Annotated in this window: 16 protein-coding genes; 5 read left to right on the top strand and 11 right to left on the bottom strand. The window is 48.8% G+C overall.

Translation table 11 applies throughout. From position 1 onward, the window contains the following. Nucleotides 1-169: 169 nt before the first annotated feature. The gene (locus ACKTSG_RS11300; RefSeq protein ID WP_407894851.1) at nt 170-1,501 is read right to left on the bottom strand and encodes an FAD-dependent oxidoreductase; all 1,332 of its coding nucleotides are present in this window, start codon (nt 1,499-1,501) and stop codon (nt 170-172) included. Nucleotides 1,502-1,807: 306 nt separating this feature from the next. On the opposite strand from ACKTSG_RS11300, the gene ACKTSG_RS11295 reads away from it, so the two are divergent. Further along, nucleotides 1,808-2,020 (top strand): hypothetical protein, encoded by a 213-nt coding sequence (locus ACKTSG_RS11295; RefSeq protein ID WP_407894849.1) that lies wholly within the window; start codon nt 1,808-1,810, stop codon nt 2,018-2,020. On the opposite strand, the gene leuD is transcribed toward ACKTSG_RS11295, so the two are convergent. The 4 genes from leuD to ACKTSG_RS11275 all read right to left on the bottom strand — a co-directional run bounded on the left by leuD (nt 1,990) and on the right by ACKTSG_RS11275 (nt 6,571). Then, the gene (gene leuD / locus ACKTSG_RS11290) at nt 1,990-2,574 is read right to left on the bottom strand and encodes a 3-isopropylmalate dehydratase small subunit (RefSeq protein WP_407894847.1); all 585 of its coding nucleotides are present in this window, start codon (nt 2,572-2,574) and stop codon (nt 1,990-1,992) included. The genes ACKTSG_RS11295 and leuD overlap by 31 nt on opposite strands. A 9-nt stretch (nt 2,575-2,583) precedes the next feature. Next, nucleotides 2,584-3,957, bottom strand: coding sequence for a 3-isopropylmalate dehydratase large subunit (leuC, locus tag ACKTSG_RS11285; protein WP_407894845.1), 1,374 nt, complete (start codon nt 3,955-3,957; stop codon nt 2,584-2,586). 19 nt (nt 3,958-3,976) lie between these two features. Next, nucleotides 3,977-5,023, bottom strand: a complete 1,047-nt coding sequence (leuB, locus tag ACKTSG_RS11280; protein ID WP_407894853.1) for a 3-isopropylmalate dehydrogenase — start codon at nt 5,021-5,023, stop codon at nt 3,977-3,979. 708 nt (nt 5,024-5,731) lie between these two features. After that, nucleotides 5,732-6,571, bottom strand: coding sequence for a metallophosphoesterase family protein (locus tag ACKTSG_RS11275; RefSeq protein ID WP_407894843.1), 840 nt, complete (start codon nt 6,569-6,571; stop codon nt 5,732-5,734). Nucleotides 6,572-6,680: 109 nt separating this feature from the next. On the opposite strand from ACKTSG_RS11275, the gene ACKTSG_RS11270 reads away from it, so the two are divergent. Continuing rightward, nucleotides 6,681-7,466 carry an alpha/beta hydrolase gene (locus ACKTSG_RS11270; RefSeq protein ID WP_407894841.1) on the top strand — a complete coding sequence of 262 codons (786 nt, stop codon included), beginning with the start codon at nt 6,681-6,683 and terminating at the stop codon, nt 7,464-7,466. An 81-nt stretch (nt 7,467-7,547) separates the two neighbouring features. Here the strand turns inward: ACKTSG_RS11270 and metF are convergent, their stop codons facing one another. Then, complete coding sequence (metF, locus tag ACKTSG_RS11265; protein ID WP_407894839.1) at nt 7,548-8,423, bottom strand: methylenetetrahydrofolate reductase [NAD(P)H]; 876 nt, start codon at nt 8,421-8,423, stop codon at nt 7,548-7,550. Continuing rightward, a complete protein-coding gene (gene metE / locus ACKTSG_RS11260; RefSeq protein WP_407894837.1) occupies nt 8,398-10,680 on the bottom strand; it encodes a 5-methyltetrahydropteroyltriglutamate--homocysteine S-methyltransferase in 2,283 nt (760 codons plus the stop codon). Before metE ends, metF begins: the two co-directional genes overlap by 26 nt. Nucleotides 10,681-11,148: 468 nt before the next feature. On the opposite strand from metE, the gene ACKTSG_RS11255 reads away from it, so the two are divergent. Continuing rightward, entirely contained in the window at nt 11,149-11,964 is an 816-nt protein-coding gene (locus ACKTSG_RS11255) for an alpha/beta hydrolase (RefSeq protein ID WP_407894835.1), read from the top strand. Nucleotides 11,965-12,009: 45 nt separating this feature from the next. On the opposite strand, the gene ACKTSG_RS11250 is transcribed toward ACKTSG_RS11255, so the two are convergent. Further along, a complete protein-coding gene (locus tag ACKTSG_RS11250) occupies nt 12,010-12,450 on the bottom strand; it encodes a CopY/TcrY family copper transport repressor (protein WP_407894833.1) in 441 nt (146 codons plus the stop codon). A 220-nt stretch (nt 12,451-12,670) separates the two neighbouring features. Here ACKTSG_RS11250 and fba point away from each other — a divergent pair, with 220 nt between their 5' ends. Continuing rightward, nucleotides 12,671-13,552, top strand: a complete 882-nt coding sequence (gene fba / locus ACKTSG_RS11245) for a class II fructose-1,6-bisphosphate aldolase (RefSeq protein ID WP_407894831.1) — start codon at nt 12,671-12,673, stop codon at nt 13,550-13,552. A 144-nt stretch (nt 13,553-13,696) separates the two neighbouring features. Here fba and ACKTSG_RS11240 read toward each other — a convergent pair whose 3' ends face one another. Next, nucleotides 13,697-13,864 (bottom strand): hypothetical protein, encoded by a 168-nt coding sequence (locus ACKTSG_RS11240; protein WP_407894829.1) that lies wholly within the window; start codon nt 13,862-13,864, stop codon nt 13,697-13,699. A gap of 110 nt (nt 13,865-13,974) precedes the next feature. Here ACKTSG_RS11240 and ACKTSG_RS11235 point away from each other — a divergent pair, with 110 nt between their 5' ends. Further along, nucleotides 13,975-15,513: a multicopper oxidase family protein gene (locus ACKTSG_RS11235; protein ID WP_407894828.1), complete on the top strand. Its 1,539-nt coding sequence runs from the start codon at nt 13,975-13,977 to the stop codon at nt 15,511-15,513. Between the two features lie 220 nt (nt 15,514-15,733). On the opposite strand, the gene ACKTSG_RS11230 is transcribed toward ACKTSG_RS11235, so the two are convergent. Next, entirely contained in the window at nt 15,734-15,868 is a 135-nt protein-coding gene (locus ACKTSG_RS11230) for a hypothetical protein (protein ID WP_407894826.1), read from the bottom strand. Between the two features lie 489 nt (nt 15,869-16,357). Continuing rightward, nucleotides 16,358-16,765, bottom strand: a complete 408-nt coding sequence (locus tag ACKTSG_RS11225) for a hypothetical protein (RefSeq protein ID WP_407894824.1) — start codon at nt 16,763-16,765, stop codon at nt 16,358-16,360. Nucleotides 16,766-17,037 lie beyond the last annotated feature (272 nt).

Genomic DNA, 17,037 nt, shown 5'->3' with positions numbered 1-17,037 from the left:
TGAGCGCGCTCGAGCTCAGCGACGAGCTGCCAAGGTAGTCGTAGCCAGCTAACTCAACTCATCAAAGATAACAGTTCATCTCACGGTGTCGTGCCATGGGGTGGCTAACTTGTTCTTGCAATTTGCGTTTTTTATTTTGGTCAGATTGATATAAAAGCATCGCAGGCGATCAGCTCAATGCAACAGCTTGCATCGCCACTTTATTCACCCAGTTGATCGGCTGATCAAAGTTAGGTTGAAAGAACGTATCAAGCATTGCCAACTGATCGATGGTTTGGCCAGTTTGAATCGCCAACGAAACCAAATTAGCTGACATGGAAACATCGTGTTTGGAAAAGAATGCCGCGCCTTTGATTTGGCGTGATACTGGCTCCCAAACTAAAGTCGCTGTCACTGGCGTCGTCGTCAACATAAACTCTGGTCGATAGGCTTCCGTGATGGTGGTGCTGACCAAATTCAAGCCGCGTGCTTTGCCACCTGCCACCGTCAAACCAGTCGTCGCCATGGTGTACCCAAACAACGCCACAGCGCTGGTGGCTTGCGTCCCAACGTATTGCACGTTTGCACCGTGGATATTGTCCCCCACTAAAACGCCTTGGCGCACTGCATTGGTTGCCAGCGGAATATAATCAGGCTTGCCTGTTGGATTAAAATGCACTGCTGCCGCGTCGCCGGCAACCAGAATTTCCGGACGTGACGCTTGCATATACGCATCGGTCACGATCGCACCATTTGGCAGCATGTCCACTTGGCCTTTAAGCAATTCAGTATGCGGGCGAAAACCGATCGCAAGCACGGCAATATCGGCTGAGTATTGCCCAGCATCAGTGGTCACCGTGATCTGTTCGCCGCCATCAAAGCGTTCAACTTTTTGCCCTAATGCCAAAGTCGTGCCGTGTTTTTGATAAGCGGTTTCGATTTGATCCGTGATCTCAGGATCGAAGTTTTTGGCTAACGCGCGATCTAGAGCATCGATCAAGGTCACTTTTTTGCCTGCTAAAGCAAATTGTTCAGCAATTTCAGCGCCAATATAGCCGGCACCGATCACCACCGCAGAGTTGATCGTTGGGGTGATGGCTTTTAACCGCTGGGCATCGGCATAGTCCTTACAATAGTAGATCCGCGGATCATCGATGCCGGCAATCGGCGGCGTGATCGGCGCAGAGCCTGGGGTAAACACCAATTTGTCATAAGCGTCGGTGAATTGTTCGCCAGTTTGCAGGTTTTGCACGGTGACGGTTTTGTTGTCGGCATCCACGGCTTGGACATTGTGGCCCATGCGCATATCAGCGCCTAGTTTGGTCAAGTCTTCTGGCGTGGCGTAAAACATTTTTGAAGGATCTGATACATGGTCGCCGACCCAAAGTGCAATGCCGCAAGATAAAAACGATAAGTTGTCATTGCGCTCATACACAACGACTTGATCCGTTGGGTGAGTCGTCAAAATTTGTTGCGTAGCAAAGGTGCCGGCATGGGTCGCCCCGATCACAATAATTTTCATGGCTGTCATCCTTTCGCAAAGCCTTGCCTTGCAAATCAATGCGTGCGTCACCTTGATTATATCATGCTCGCCCCACGGTTCGAAAGTGTTCGGTTATTGTTATAATTAGATAACTATTTTGATTTTCGGCAGGAAGAAAATTGGTGGGCGGCAAAAAACGACCCATTCTCCACCGATGTTTTGGATCGCTCATCATCACTAACTGATCGGATCGTCACTAATAGGTATTGCATACTAGTGACCCAAGCAAAGTCCAAGTCATGCTAATTAACGCCGGTCGTTTGACTTTCAAATGGTGGCGATTCGGTGTCTCCAAGCCAAACGACTGGCATCAAAAAAACTTCGATGACCACTAGTACCATCGAAGTTGAAAAGGGAAACCTATTTAATTTCGCGGTTGTTTCTGGGCCAAAGAAGCCGACAACTGCCACAGCGATCAACGCCATCACCGCGATGCCTAAGATCCGTCGTGGCTTGCAGACTTTTCATTACTCAAACACTGGGCGCTTGGCCTCGTAGGCTTTGATTTGGTCTTCATATTGTTCCGTTAAGCTGATATCATCTTGGCCTTTGAGGAACTTCTCTTTCCAAGTGGCGTTGATGTCAAAATGAAACGTGTGATCACGAAATTTGACGATTTGTTGGACCAAGTCGATGGTCACTGGTTCATCTGCTTGGCACTGACGTAAGATCGCACGATCAGCTTCTGGCAAAATGATCGGCAACAAGCCGTTTTTGGTGGCGTTCATAAAGAAAATATCGGAGAAGCCACCGGCGATCACAGCACGAAACCCATAATCAGTCAACGCCCACACCGCGTGCTCGCGACTAGAGCCGCAGCCGAAGTTGTCGCCAGTGATCAAAATCGTGGCACCTTGGTGGGCTTTTTGGTTCAACGGGAAATCTTCAACTGGGGTGCCGTCGTCGTGATAGCGCCAAGGATAAAAGGCGTTGATGCCAAAGCCGGTACGCAAAATGTTTTTCAAGAATTGCTTTGGGATCAAAATATCCGTGTCAATGTCGTCATTGGGAATGACAATGGCTTTGCTGGTTTCTGTAGTGAATGCTTCCATGTTTGCCTCCTATGCTGTCACGGCTTGTGAAATGTCAACAAAATGTCCTGCCACTGCAGCGGCTGCGACCATTGCGGGACTAGCTAAGTGCGTTCGAGACCCTGCGCCTTGGCGACCTTCAAAGTTCCGGTTAGAGGTCGACGCACAATGCTTACCTGCTGGGATCTTGTCAGGATTCATCGCCAAGCAAGCGGAACATCCTGGCTCACGCCATTCACATCCTGCGTCGATAAAGATCTGCGCGATGCCTTCATCCATGCACCGATCACGCACCGCCCGCGAGCCTGGCACGACCCATGCCGTGATATTTGGCGCGATATGTTTGCCTTGCATAAATTTCGCGGCAGTTTTGAGATCTTCATAACGCCCATTGGTGCAGGAACCGATAAACACATAATCCAGCGGGATCTCACTGGCACTCATGCCAGGATGTAAGCCGATGTAGTCATAGGCTTTTTGGTCATCGGCATCTTGGATCTCAGGTAAAGGCTCTCGCACTGACGTGGCCATGCCTGGGTTAGTGCCCCAAGTGATCATAGGTGCCAGTTGCGACACGTCAAATTCGATCACTTTGTCAAAATCGCTGATGTCATCGGTTTTGTACTTTTGCCAATAGGCGATCGCTTTGGCCATATTTTTAGGCGCATATTCGCGGCCAGAAACATAGTCATAGGTTTTGGCATCTGGGGCGCACATGCCGGTTTTGGACCCGCCTTCGATACACATGTTGCAAATGGTCATGCGCCCTTCCATCGACATGTCGTCAACTGTGTCGCCGAAAAACTCCATCGCATAACCTTGGCCAAACGCCACGCCATATTTGCCGATCAAGCCCATGATAATGTCTTTAGGGAACACGTTATGGGGTAATTTGCCGGTTAAATGCACGCCCATGGCTTTAGGCTTGGTTTGCCAAATCGTTTGCGTGGCCATCACATGTTCCACTTCACTGGTGCCGATCCCAAAGGCCAACGCGCCAAACGCGCCATGCGTTGACGTATGCGAATCCCCACACACAATGGTTTTGCCAGGTTGGGTCAAGCCACGTTCTGGCCCCACCACATGCACGATACCTTGCCGCGAATCGCCGATCTTCGCTAAGGTGATGCCAAATTCCTGACAGTTTTTTTCCAAGGTGTCGATTTGGGCTTTGGCGATCGTATCTTGAATGTTAAAAATGTTTTCCGTTGGCACATCGTGATCCATCGTCCCAAAAGTCAAATCTGGGCGACGCACTTGACGATGATTCATGCGCAAGCCTTCAAACGCTTGCGGCGAGGTCACTTCATGGATCAACTGCAAATCGATATACAGCAATTGCGGTTCACCTGGTTTGCCTGCTACCACATGATCTTGCCAAAGTTTGTCTAACATTGTCGTCATTTGAGTCGTCTTCTTTCAATTAGATATGCGCGATGATCGCGTCAGTTACTTCATCAGTGGATGCCTCCCCACCAAGATCTGGGGTCGTGATGCCACTGGCGATCACTTGATCACAAGCGGCTTCAATGGCTTGGGCGATTTGCGGTTGGTTGAATGAATATTGCATCATCATCGCCACGCTTTTGACCATGGCGATCGGATCGGCGATGCCTTTGCCAGCAATATCTGGCGCCGAGCCATGGATCGGTTCATATAAGTTAGGGCCAGTCGCGCCTGCTGACATCGACGGGATCGTGCCGATAGAGCCAGTGATCTGGGCGGCTTCATCCGACAAAATGTCGCCAAACAAGTTTGCCGTGATGATCACATCAAACGCCGTGGGTTTTGTCATGATCGCCATGGTGGTCGCATCGATATAGCGGTAGTCAACCGTCACTTTTGGGTAGCGCTTGGCGATACGCTCAGCGGTTTGACGCCAAAATTTCGAGGTGGCCAACACATTGGATTTGTCGACGATGGTCACATGTTGTTTGCGCTGCATCGCCATATCAAAGCCGGTGATCATAATGCGCTCGACTTGGGCTTTTGAATAATACATCGTGTCGATGGCGTGATCTTCGGCCAGCTCCCGTGGTTTGCCAAAATATGCGCCGGAAGTTAATTCACGGGCGATCACAAAATCGGTACCACGCACGATCTGCGCTTTGATCGGTGAATCTGCCACTTGGCTCGGGCTGATTTTTGTCGGGCGAATATTGGCATACAACCCTAGCGCTTGGCGGATCGCCAACAACCCTGCTTCAGGGCGTTGCGGCGCGTGATCCCACTTCGGCCCGCCGATGGCCGCTAACAAAATCGCGTCAGCTTGTTTGGCGCCGGCGATGGTACTTTGCGGCAGCGGCTCGCCGCATTGATCGATCGCCGCGCCGCCGAAGGGATAAGCGGTGGTGGTATAATCAAAATCAAATTTCTTGGCGGTGTGCGCCAACACTTTTTGCGCTGAAGCCATGATTTCTGGGCCGATATAGTCGCCTGCTAGGATCGCAATTTGATGAGCCAAGGTGATTCCTCCTGTTTTTCCATAAAAAAATTCGACTAGTCATGGTCATATAGACCTTAGCTAGTCGAATCGTGTCAACCAGCCACCGGATAAGTCGGTGGCCAGCATGCGAACTGGGCACCGACTATATCAACACGTCGATGCTCAACAACAAGGTTGCCAGAATTTGATTTTGTTTCTGATTTTGCGTTGCGTTTGTCATCCTGACAACCTCCTGTGAATTAAGTATGAGACTATATTAATCTTCTCTCATAATTCTGTCAACAAGTTTTCATAAATTAATAAAACGCACATCCGAAAAGCTGTGAGCGCCGGTGAATTGGCACCACTACGGAAAACTGGTCAAGTTGCCGTGCGGCCGGCTTCAGAAATCGGCACGACCCGCCGATGTTCTTACGCCTAGATCTTGAACCAGCAAACCCCGCTGTTTCAAGATCTGCCGGTAAAATCTACGGATGCCGCCAAAGTTCGGCGTCATCCTTGATTTTACTGTCACGGCAATTGACCAGTTTTCCTCCGTGATGCCAATTCACCTCCGCTCACAACTTTTCTGGGTTGGTCGAAATCACTGATCCAACAGTTTGGCACTAGTAGGTCATACATACTAGTGCCAAACCCTGTCGAAGTGACCTCGCTTATCGGATGTTGAAGGCTCAAATTCAAACGGCCCTACCACAAACAAAAAAACCGAGATCTGCGACCTCGGTTTCAATATCAGTGTTGTTTGTGATAATAGCGCGCAACACGATCGACATAATCGTGTGCGGCGTTGACTTGAGCCAACAACTTGCGGTCGTGTGTGACTGTCGAACCCGACTCGCGCAAAAAGGCATATTGCGACGAATATGGGACGTGGCGCTGCTGTGCCAGCTTGATCTCTTGTTGACGATCATAGTCCACTTTGCGGAAATTCACATCCACTCGGCCAAAGTCATCCACTTCAAGCAAGGCATAATGGGCGCGCTGATCAGCAAAAAAGCGTGGCCATAAGCTGTAAGGTTGGCCCACGGCGCCTGGATTGATGACCAACTGTCCGCGGCTGGTGATGCGCATCAATTGTTGATGGGTGTGGCCGTATACAGCAATATCCAAATCTGGTGCCAACATATCATCAAAGTTTTGCTGCGGTTGCGTCGGAAATAAGCTGTGGCCCATATCTTGATCAGGCAAATTGTGGCTGGCTTGGATCTTGACGCCGTTGATCGCGTGTACGGCACTGATCGGGTGCGCCGCCATTTGCGTCAAGATCGCACTGGAAACATGCTCGTTAAGATACGCACTTAACGTCGCCAAGTAAACGGCGCCTGGGTCATCTAATTCAAAATGCCCGCAAAGCATCGCTAAGATCGCGTCTTCCCAATTGCCGCGCAACCACACTTGCGGCTTCAAAGCGGCAAGCTTTTGCCATAAATCGGCAGTACCAGGTCCAGGTAAAAAGAGATCCCCTAAAAACCAAAAATCCGTGGCATGATTTTGGTTGGCGTCTTGGATCACTGCGTCTAATGCAGAAACGTTGCCGTGAATATCTGCTAATAAGGCAATGGTTTGTTTCATCGTCTTCACCTCACGCTTTTATTGTACCCGCCATGCACCAAATTTGCCAAATTGATCAAGGGTGTTATATTGACGATAGTGCTGAGTAAATTTCAATGGAGGTAAGCCCATGGCACAACAATTAAACATCTACTATGATGATGCCCATCAACTGGCATTAGATCTTTATTCCCCTCGCGGCGCGGCTAAAGCCGGGATCATCATGATCCATGGCGGCGGTTGGTTTCGCGGTGACAAGCGCAAAGAAGCCAACTGGGCTAATCGCCTCGCCGAACAAGGTTTTTTTGTGATCGCGCCAAATTATCGTGAAAATACCGCCGGACACTGGCCGGCACCGCTTGAAGACATGGACCGTTTATGGACTTGGATCCAAAAACGCGACTTGCCATTTAACAAGCGCGCCATCGCCGCAGTGGGCGGCAGTGCGGGTGGCAATATGGCAGTGGAAATGGCGATCAAATACGGCATCCCCGCTGTCAGCTTAAGCGGCATTTTGGATATTGCCGATTGGTTGGACCAACATCAAGAGGTCGTGCCTCAACAAGGCGATACGGAAAACTTTGCCACCGCCGCATCCAGTACCATCAATCAAGATGGCGCCAATAATAGCTTTTATAAATGGTTCATCACCCAATATCTGCCCCAGCCAAAAGATTATGTCGCGGCCACGCCAGCTTACCATGTCACCAAAACTGCCGGCCCGATGTACTTGGCCAACTCGTTGAATGAATTTGTGCCCACCAGTGGGGTCGCGCGCTTATCTGAGGCCCTAGGTGAAGCTGGCATCCCTCATGCCACCAGGATGATCGCCGGCAGTGCCCATGGTGAAGGCTATTTGGATCAAGTATTTGATTCAACCACTTTGTTTTTGAATCGCAGTTTGCATTTGCTGTGATCGGGTCATCTCGCCATTTTAACGCGAAAGACTCTGCTTCACGATTCAAGTTTTCGAGTCGTGAAGCAGAGCCTTTTTTGCTTAAGCGCGCACCAGCGAACGCGTTGCTTGCACGATCCGCGCCGCTACTGTGGGATTATCCATGGTGTAAATATGAATTCCATCGACGCCATGAACTAATAGATCCACGATTTGGTCAATGGCATATGCCACCCCAGCGTCGCGCATGGCGATCGGGTTGCCTTCATAGCGTGCCATCATGGCGGTGAACTTTTCGGGTAAGGTGACACCGCTCATTTGCGCCATGCGCTGGATCTGATGTTGGTTCAACACTGGCATGATCCCTGCTTCGATCGGTACCGTGATACCAGCGGCGCGACACTTCGCCACAAAATCATAAAATACTTGGTTATCAAAAAATAATTGGGAGATCAGTTGATTGGCACCAGCGTCCACTTTTAACTTCAAATGGGCAATATCGGCGTCTAGATCAGTAGCTTCTGGATGGCACTCAGGATAACAAGCGCCGATCACGTTGAAATCATGGTCAGTGGCACAAATATGCGCCACTAAATCGCTGGCATGGACAAAATCATTGGCAACGCGGCCAGTTTTTGGAATATCGCCGCGCAACGCCAAAATGTTTTGGATCCCGTGAGCCGCAAACTGCTCTAATAGCGCATCAACTTGTTCGCCGGTCAATTGACTAGCTGGCAAATGCGCCACCGGCTCGATGCCATATTCGCTTTTGATCAAACTGGCGATCTCCAAAGTCCCAGCTTGGCGTTTGGATCCACCCGCACCAAAGGTCACCGACACAAAATCCGGGTCCAATTGGCTCAAGGCGTCCATGGTGCCATAGATCCGCGAAAAATCGATCGACGGGGATTTTTGACGAGGTGGGAACACTTCAAAAGAGATCACTTGGTGTTCATTGAACAGTTGATTGACTTTCATGTAGTTCCTTTCGTACCAGGCGCGTCGCTTCAGCCATATTCTTCAAGCTGGCGATGGTTTCTGGCTCTTCACGGGTTTTCAACCCACAATCTGGGTTGATCCACACATGGTCTTCTGGGATCCGTGCCAAGATCTTATGGATGGTGGCCACGATCTCGTCAACTGATGGCACTCGCGGCGAGTGAATATCATAGACCCCAGGGCCAACATGCGTCTCAAAATGCGTATCATGTAACACATCCAGCAGCGTCAAGTCAGCACGCGACGCTTCAAACGAGATCACATCAGCATCTAAAGCATCAATGGCGCCGATAATGTCTTGAAATTCCGAGTAGCACATATGTGTGTGGATCTGAGTCGTTGGTTGCACTTTGGCAGCCGTTAAGCGAAAGGCTGGTACCGCCCAATCCAAGTACTTTGAATACCAGTCTTTTTTGCGCAACGGCAAGTTTTCACGCAACGCCGGCTCGTCGATTTGGATCACTTTGATGCCATGTTTTTCCAGGTCCAACACTTCGTCGGCTAACGCCAAAGCGATTTGCTCGGTGGACAATTTGGCTGGCACATCAGCGCGTGGGAATGACCAATTCAAAATCGTCACTGGTCCCGTCAGCATGCCTTTGACCACATGATCAGTTTGCGATTGCGCATAGACGGTTTCATCCACAGTGATCGGATGTGGCCGCGAAACATCGCCCCAAATGATCGGCGGCTTCACGCCGCGCGTCCCGTAAGATTGGACCCAACCATTTTCAGTAAAGCGAAAACCAGCAAAGTTCTCACCAAAATATTCGACCATGTCATTGCGTTCAAATTCACCATGAACCAACACATCCAAGCCCAGGTCTTCTTGGATCTTCAACCAGCGGCGTACTTCCGCGTGGTTAAAGGCGGTGTATTGGTCTTTGGTGATCTCCCCTTTGCGCAACTGGGCGCGATTTTTGCGCACCGCCGCAGTTTGTGGGAAACTGCCGATCGTGGTCATCGGCAAAACGGGTAAGTTCAACGTCTTAGCTTGTTGGGCTAAGCGCACACTGCGCTTAGGCAAGCGGGTGTAATCTTCTGGCTTTAGCGCCGCGATCTTGGCATTTAAGGCTGCATTTTCGCTGTAGCGTGGGGTAGCAAACAACGCTTGGTTTTTGAGATACGCGGGGCAATCGGTGCCGGCTTGGCGGATGGTGTCTAAGTCAGCCAATTCTGCCAGTTTCTCTTGGGCAAAAGCCAAATATTTCAGTTCTTTAGGCGCCAGCTTGGTTTCATTTTGCGTGGTGTATGGCACATGCAACAAAGACGTGGACGTGGTCAATACCGCATCTTTTGGCAATTGGGCCAAAAGATCTAGCGCTTGTTGGTAATTGGTGCGCCAAATGTTTTTCCCATTGATCACCCCGGCAAATAAGGTTTTGCCTGCTGGCCAGCCGAATTTCTGGACGCATTGCAAGTTGGCTTCGCGACCTTCATTGAAATCCAGCCCTAACCCATCAAAATCCAGCGCTAACAAGGTGGTGTAAGAATCGCGCACATCCCCAAAATAAGTTTGCGCCAACACCTTCAACTGGCCTTTGGCTGCCAGGATCGGTTGATACAATTGTTTGAACAGCGCCAGTTCTTCTGGGCTTTGATCATAAACCAACGCGGGTTCATCTAATTGGACCCACTTAGCGCCAAGTCCAGCTAAAGTGGCCAAGATCTGAGTGTAAGCCGCGGTGAGATCGGCAACAAAATCAGCTGGTTTTTTGCCGTCCAAGAAGCGACTCAAGCGCAATAACGTGTATGGTCCAACTAAAGTCGGCCGCGCGTTGATGCCTTGGCTTTGAGCTTCTTTGAATTGGTCGAATAATTGCCAATCGCCGACTTGAATCTTGGTGTCAGCGTCAAATTCTGGCGTTAAATAATGGTAGTTGGTGTTGAACCACTTCTTCATTGGCAAAGCTTTCACGTCGCCAGTCTCGCCTTGATAGCCGCGCGCTAAGGCAAAATATTCATCCAAATCATTCAACCCTAATGCTTGATAGCGCTTTGGTACGATGTTCAACAACTTGGCCGTATCTAATGTGGTATCAAAAAATGAAAAGTCGCCAGTGGGGATCTGGTCAATGCCTGCTTGTTGGATCGTCGCCCAGTTTTTGGCGCGCAGTTGTTTGGCTGTGGTTTGCAGTTGGGCTTGGGTGATTTGATGTTTGAAATATTTTTGGGTGGCAAATTTTAATTCCCGATGTTCCCCGATGCGTGGATAGCCGATAATCGTTTTGGTCATGATAAACTCCTCCTCAATAAAAAAAGCGCCGCACTTGACGCCTGTAATAGACGTCAAGGACAGCGATGCTGTGGTACCACCTTGATTCATGTAGCGTTCACACGCTACACCTCGTGAAGTCCGATCAGACTCCGGCGCGATAATGGGCGCACCCATGACACTTTCGCATATTGCTTGAATGCCAGCGAACTGACAAGACCATCTTCACCGGCTTGAATTTACCGCCTTGCACCAAATCGCGGCTCTCTGTTAAAACTCAACTGATCGGCTACTCATCTTCTAATCGCTTCTTTATGTTGAACTCATCATAGCCACATCTGCATAACGTGTCAACGAATTAGGCATCGTCTTTTCCTATCACGACATATAGTTAAAACCTATATCAGGTTAAATTTCGTTTGCGTTCTCACTAGCCAGTCGGCGCTTGCGGTAAAATCAAGTATCTTTGAGGATCTGGAGGGCGGCAACATGAAGCGACAATGGTGGTTGCTTTTCACTTTTATTGGTGTGATCGGCTTTGCGCCAATGCACCAAACTTTCGCCAGTACGATCTCCCAACCGGTGACGCTATATGTTCACGGCCACCACGGCAATATCCGCTCGATGCGGCCATTAATGGTTGCCGCCCACCGTGATGCGCAAGCGACACCTGCGCTGATCGCCACAGTCAGCCCTGACGGCAACGTCGCGTTTTCCGGTCGGCTCACTGACCACATGGTGCATCCACTGGTGCAAGTGGTGTTTGCAGATAGCCGCACCGTGGATTATCACCGGTTGCGCATGTATCTGCATGGCGTCATGCTTGGGCTCAAAGCCCGCTATCATGTCCAACAAGTGAACTTCGTGGCGCATTCACTAGGCAATACGGCAGTGGAGTGGTACTTGCTGCGCTGGGGCCAATCCCCTAACTTACCACGAGTGTCAAAATGGGCCGCGATCGCTGGGCCTTTTGACAGTATTGCCCGCATGCACATGCAACCGTTGCACAATCACTTAGATCAAAACGGACAGCCCCATTTAATGGCGCCAGATTATCGCATGGCCTATTTACTGCGGCATCGCTTCCCGCGCTTGGCAGTGTTGAATATTTATGGTGACTTAGACGATGGCTCACATTCTGACGGCAAGATCTTAAATGCCTCTAGTCGCGCCTTAGGTTTTTTGCTGGCAGGGCACACCAGCAGTTATCAAGAATTGCGCTTCACCGGTCCTAACGCCCAGCATACCCGTTTGCGCGACAATCCCCGCGTGGCCGCGGCAGTAGATGATTTCTTGTGGCCTTGACCGTAAAAATAGGCCGCTGATGGCGGCCTATGCGTTTGCTTTGATTTAATTGGCGCAACCGTCGCCATTACCTGCTGGTAAACAGTCGCAAGTGACCATATTCGGGGCATCGACTAACTTTTGTTGGACAACTTGTTGCAAGGCTTGCAAGTCAGCTTGCGTCATCGTGGTGGTTTGCACCAAGTTGACCAACGTTTGACCTTTTTTCATGGCGCATAAATGCGCGAATAATTCTTGGACGGTTTCATCCATCGCCACGCGTTCATCTACTGTGGCAGAATAAGTGAAGCGGTGTCCAGATTTGGCCACTTGTAACAGGCCTTTTTTGACTAAGCGGCCCAGCAGCGTTTTGATCGTGGATTCGGACCAATCGCGTTTTTGCTGTAACAACGTGATCAGGTCGCGACTGTGGACGTCCCCTTTAGTCCACACGATCCGCATCAGATCCCATTCTGCTGGGGTAATGTCGTTGATCTTCGGTGTCATGTTTCTCCTCCTATACCAATTGGTATGTGAATATTTTACCATGTTTGGCCATGAGCCGCTTAAGTTCCTTTTTTCAAAAAGGTTTGCATAAGTAAGCGTCATCATTCAAAGCCTAGCACTGCAAGCGGCGAACTGCAAAATTTCCCGCCATAAATCATTAAACTATGTTAGAATGAAAGGGTAAAAAAATTTAGTTTTCATTCTTTAGGAGGAACTATACATGCCATTAGTACACGGCACTGAATTGTTTCAAGCTGCTCGCAAGGGTCACTACGCTATCGGTGCGTTCAACACCAACAACCTTGAATGGACCCGTGCGATCCTTAAAGGCGCACAAGAACTGAACGTTCCAGTTCTGATCCAAACTTCTATGGGCGCTGCTAAGTACATGGGCGGCTACGAACTTTGCAAGCAACTGATCGAAGCAACGGTTAAGTCCATGGCGATCACTGTCCCTGTTGTTATCCATCTTGACCATGGTAACTACGAAGCTGCCAAGGAAGCTATTGCTGCCGGCTACAACTCCGTTATGTTCGATGGCCACGACTTGCCTTTCGAAGAAAACGTTGCTAAGACTAAGGAAATCGTTGCTTTAGCACATGCTAAAGGCATTTCCGTCGAAGCTGAAGTTGGTTCTATTGGCGGTGAAGAAGATGGCGTTGTCGGCGAAGGCGAATTAGCATCTGTTGAAGAAGCTAAGACTTTAGCTGCAACTGGTATCGACTTCTTAGCTGCTGGTATTGGTAACATCCATGGCCAATACCCTGCTAACTGGAAGGGCCTGCACTTCGACCGTTTGCAAGAAATCGCTGACGCTGTTGATTTGCCTCTTGTCTTGCACGGTGGCTCCGGCATCCCTCAAGACCAAGTTGAAAAAGCTATCCATATGGGTATCTCCAAACTCAACATCAACACTGAATGCCAATTGGCCTTTGCTAAAGCTACTCGTGAATACATCGAAGCTGGCAAGGATCAACAAGGTAAGGGCTACGATCCTCGTAAGCTCCTTGCACCTGGTACTCAAGCAATCACAGATACTTTTGAAGAAATCTGTGGCTGGATGGGCACTAAGCCTGTTAAATTGGTTCCAGAAGAAATCTAATTTAACCAGTCCAAACGAAAACACCGATCAGCGTCAGCTGGCCGGTGTTTTTTTTTGCGTTTCAAATTCGATCGTTGAGCCAGGATCTTTTCATTGATAAGTAACCCGACACTTAACGTCTGCATGCTGCGGGCGATGAGAAACTTATTGATGCTGATGATAAACCGCCCATAAACCGATGAATGCATCGCACAGCATGATCAAGGTCATCAGCCACATCGCGACCATACCCCGATTTACCAGCATCGCAACAACTAAGAATAAGTTCATCATCACCATGAACCACGCTGTCCATTTAGAATTATTTTGCATGATCAAAGTCTCCCCTTTGATCCTAGTATACTGCAATAATTAGGATAACCTCATGATCCTCACGTCGGTAATCTCATCGTGTTAAACTGAAACCAAAGGAAGCGATTAGGATGTCATCACAATTGTACACAAATTACTTTTTCGATGAACCTGCATTCAACACTCACGACGGCGGCTATGTGCCGCTAGTCGTGAACCCAGCGCCTGAAAAGCCGCTGACGATTCCGCCGTTATTGAAGCCTGACAAAGAAACTGCGACAGACATTTGGTATACGGTCACGGCGCAAGCTGGTGAAACTCAGATCCTGCCTGGCGCCCCAACTAAAACATGGGGATTTTCGGCAAGTCTCCTTGGCAAAACCATCGTTTATCCAGTCGGCAAACATATCCACGTCACCTTGCAAAACCATTTGCCGGAGTTGACCACCTTCCACTGGCACGGCTTGTCAGTCAGTGGTCCCTACGTCGACGGCGGCTGCCATGCCCCAGTTTATCCAGGCGAAGCCAAACACATCGATTTCACGCTGGATCAGCCCGCCGCAACGACCTGGTTGCATGCCCATCCTTGCCCGAGTACCGCTGAACAAGTCTGGCACGGCCTTGCCACGATGGTTTTGGTCACAGATCAGCATAAATCTGCCTTGCCGCTGCCAAAGACCTATGGCGTCGACGATATTCCTGTCGTCTTACAAGATCGACGCTTCCACGAAAACAATCAGTGGGATTATCGCGCTGACTACGATCCAGACGGCGTTCAAGGCCCAACGGCAATGATCAACGGCACCGTCAACCCAGTGTTTGACGTCACGACGCAAAAGCTACGGTTGCGCCTGCTTGACGGCGCCAACCGGCGGGAATGGCGGCTGCACCTCAGCGATGATCTACCATTCACCCAAATTGCTGGTGACTCAAGCTTACTGCCGGAACCTGTCCGCTTGAACAAGTTGATGCTGACTTGTGCAGAGCGCGCCGAGATCGTGATCGATTTCAAAGACTATCATGATGGCGATGTGGTCACCATGTACAGCGATGATGTCCCGATCCTTAAATTCCGTATCCATACGTTCAAACCAGACAATACTCAACTGCCAGCACATTTGCTCACCATTCACGCACCAAAAGTGGCGGCTGATACCCCGGTACGCAAAATTGTCATGAGCGGCATGGATGAATCTGTCATGCTCGACGGCAAAAAGTTCAACATGCAGCGCATTGACGCGACGCAACCCATGGGCGAAGCTCAGTATTGGGACATCACCAACAACAATTCCAAAGACGGCGGCATGGTCCATCCATTCCACGTTCACGGCACCCAATTTTTGGTGATCTCCCGCAATGGCAAAGCGCCTTATCCTAATGAACACGGCTATAAAGATACCGTCGGCGTCAATCCTGGCGAAACCGTACGCATCCTGGTTCGCTTCGATCTGCCTGGGGTCTACATGTATCACTGCCACATTATTGAACACGAAGACGGCGGCATGATGGCACAGATCCAAAGCTATGATCCAAGCAAGCCGATGCCGCATTACCACCTGATGGATATGGACACCTTGATGAACGCCTTCGCCAAAGAACGCGGCATTAAGCCTGAAGAACTTTGGATGGCTGGTATGGATTCTTATGCGAAAATGAATATGAAAATGTAACTAGATCAGCAAAACCACACATAAGCAGAGAAACACTCAGATATTGACAGACAAGATGGCTATCAACGCCATAAATTGTAGCGCCATAAAAACACCGGTCAGCTTACTGATGCGATCTCCCAAGTTTGGATGATAATCCAAATCTGGGGGGTACATCAAACGCTGATCGGTGTTTTTATGCGTCATTTACGTTAACAGATGATTAGCTTGGATACGGTATTCACTGACGAACTATTTTCGTAGCTCCTGCATCTCTAGCTAAGTGTTCTAACTTTTCAGCATCTTGGAAAGTCTTAACTTTGCTATTATCAACCAGCGGTGAAGACTTTCCCGTCTTTAAATTTTCTTCTTCCAAAGCCCATCCATAACTTGAGGAGTAGAACGTATACCGAAGGTTAGTGGTCCTTTGTTTGTTCTTGTTATACAGATACTTAAACGGTTCTCCTGCTTTAAGCGCTGCTTCATCGCGGTAATATAATATAATCCATCCACGGCCGTATTTCGTCGAATAACCTTTAGATTTCTCAAAAAAGCTAATATCCATTTCATTACGTATAATATAATCGCCAGTAACCAGCTTAGATTCTTTCTGAGACTTTTAGGTACATCCGCGTTATGCTTTACTACTACGTGAAAGATTCTGGTTTACGAATGTTGTTAAATTAACGAGTTATTCCTATCACAATAACCTTCGACGATTACACGATTACCATACCTCAAAACTCCATGGATACCGAGATACACTGAATCAATTAACTTAATCAAAGACTACAATTAACACACACAAACAAAGATGCTGATCAGCCATTTTTGTGTATTATTGGCTAAAATAGCCTTTTTAAAGTTATTCTTTATCAAAACCAGTTGAAATCAAATCAGCTGCATCAGAATCCAGTTCAGATAAATCTGCACCATACGTTTGATAGCTCCCACTTGGCGATGTTGTCATCGAGGCAAATTTTTCGACCTTAGTGGCGATTTTCAAAGCTGTTTCAAGTTTGGACTTCGTATCATAAGTAACATTTTTTGACATAGTATTCATGCCAGTCGTCATTGAACCGCGTCCATCAGAAATTTTACTGGTCAAAGAAGTTTCGCTGTTGATCAAAGCTTCAATAGCATCATTGAAATCACCATATTGTTTACCCGCAACAGTCGCACCATTATCGTTAAAAATTGCATCATGCCATGTGGTCTGAACTTTTTGACCTAATTTCTCCGCACTTGCGGCCTCAGAGTATGCACCATCCAAAAAGACAGAATAGGCAGCATTGAATCGTTTGTTCTTAGCTTTACGTTCAGCTCGCGCTACAGCAGCCCGCTTGGTGTCATCGCGCAGTTTATACCGTTCCGATTACTCAAATAAGCGTCAAATAATTCCAGCCCCGATCTGCCGGACTACCGAAATTATTTGACGCTATTTTTATGCACGAAAATCCGGCGATTGACGATACAAAAACAGAGTTGCCCCTGTATACTTGTAGTCACCACAACTCACAAAATACAGAAGATCAACTCCAATAT

This window comes from Lacticaseibacillus salsurae (assembly GCF_045862175.1).
GTDB classification, from domain to species: domain Bacteria; phylum Bacillota; class Bacilli; order Lactobacillales; family Lactobacillaceae; genus Lacticaseibacillus; species Lacticaseibacillus salsurae.
This window is presented reverse-complemented; position numbering and strand designations above follow the sequence as displayed.

Coding starts and splice junctions, on each gene's coding strand:
- ACKTSG_RS11300 (WP_407894851.1), bottom strand. CDS start 1,501: ATGAAAATTATTGTGATCGGGGCGACCCATGCCGGCACCTTTGCTACG.
- leuD (WP_407894847.1), bottom strand. CDS start 2,574: ATGGAAGCATTCACTACAGAAACCAGCAAAGCCATTGTCATTCCCAAT.
- leuC (WP_407894845.1), bottom strand. CDS start 3,957: ATGACGACAATGTTAGACAAACTTTGGCAAGATCATGTGGTAGCAGGC.
- ACKTSG_RS11275 (WP_407894843.1), bottom strand. CDS start 6,571: ATGAAACAAACCATTGCCTTATTAGCAGATATTCACGGCAACGTTTCT.
- ACKTSG_RS11270 (WP_407894841.1), top strand. CDS start 6,681: ATGGCACAACAATTAAACATCTACTATGATGATGCCCATCAACTGGCA.
- metF (WP_407894839.1), bottom strand. CDS start 8,423: ATGAAAGTCAATCAACTGTTCAATGAACACCAAGTGATCTCTTTTGAA.
- metE (WP_407894837.1), bottom strand. CDS start 10,680: ATGACCAAAACGATTATCGGCTATCCACGCATCGGGGAACATCGGGAA.
- ACKTSG_RS11255 (WP_407894835.1), top strand. CDS start 11,149: ATGAAGCGACAATGGTGGTTGCTTTTCACTTTTATTGGTGTGATCGGC.
- ACKTSG_RS11250 (WP_407894833.1), bottom strand. CDS start 12,450: ATGACACCGAAGATCAACGACATTACCCCAGCAGAATGGGATCTGATG.
- fba (WP_407894831.1), top strand. CDS start 12,671: ATGCCATTAGTACACGGCACTGAATTGTTTCAAGCTGCTCGCAAGGGT.
- ACKTSG_RS11240 (WP_407894829.1), bottom strand. CDS start 13,864: ATGCAAAATAATTCTAAATGGACAGCGTGGTTCATGGTGATGATGAAC.
- ACKTSG_RS11235 (WP_407894828.1), top strand. CDS start 13,975: ATGTCATCACAATTGTACACAAATTACTTTTTCGATGAACCTGCATTC.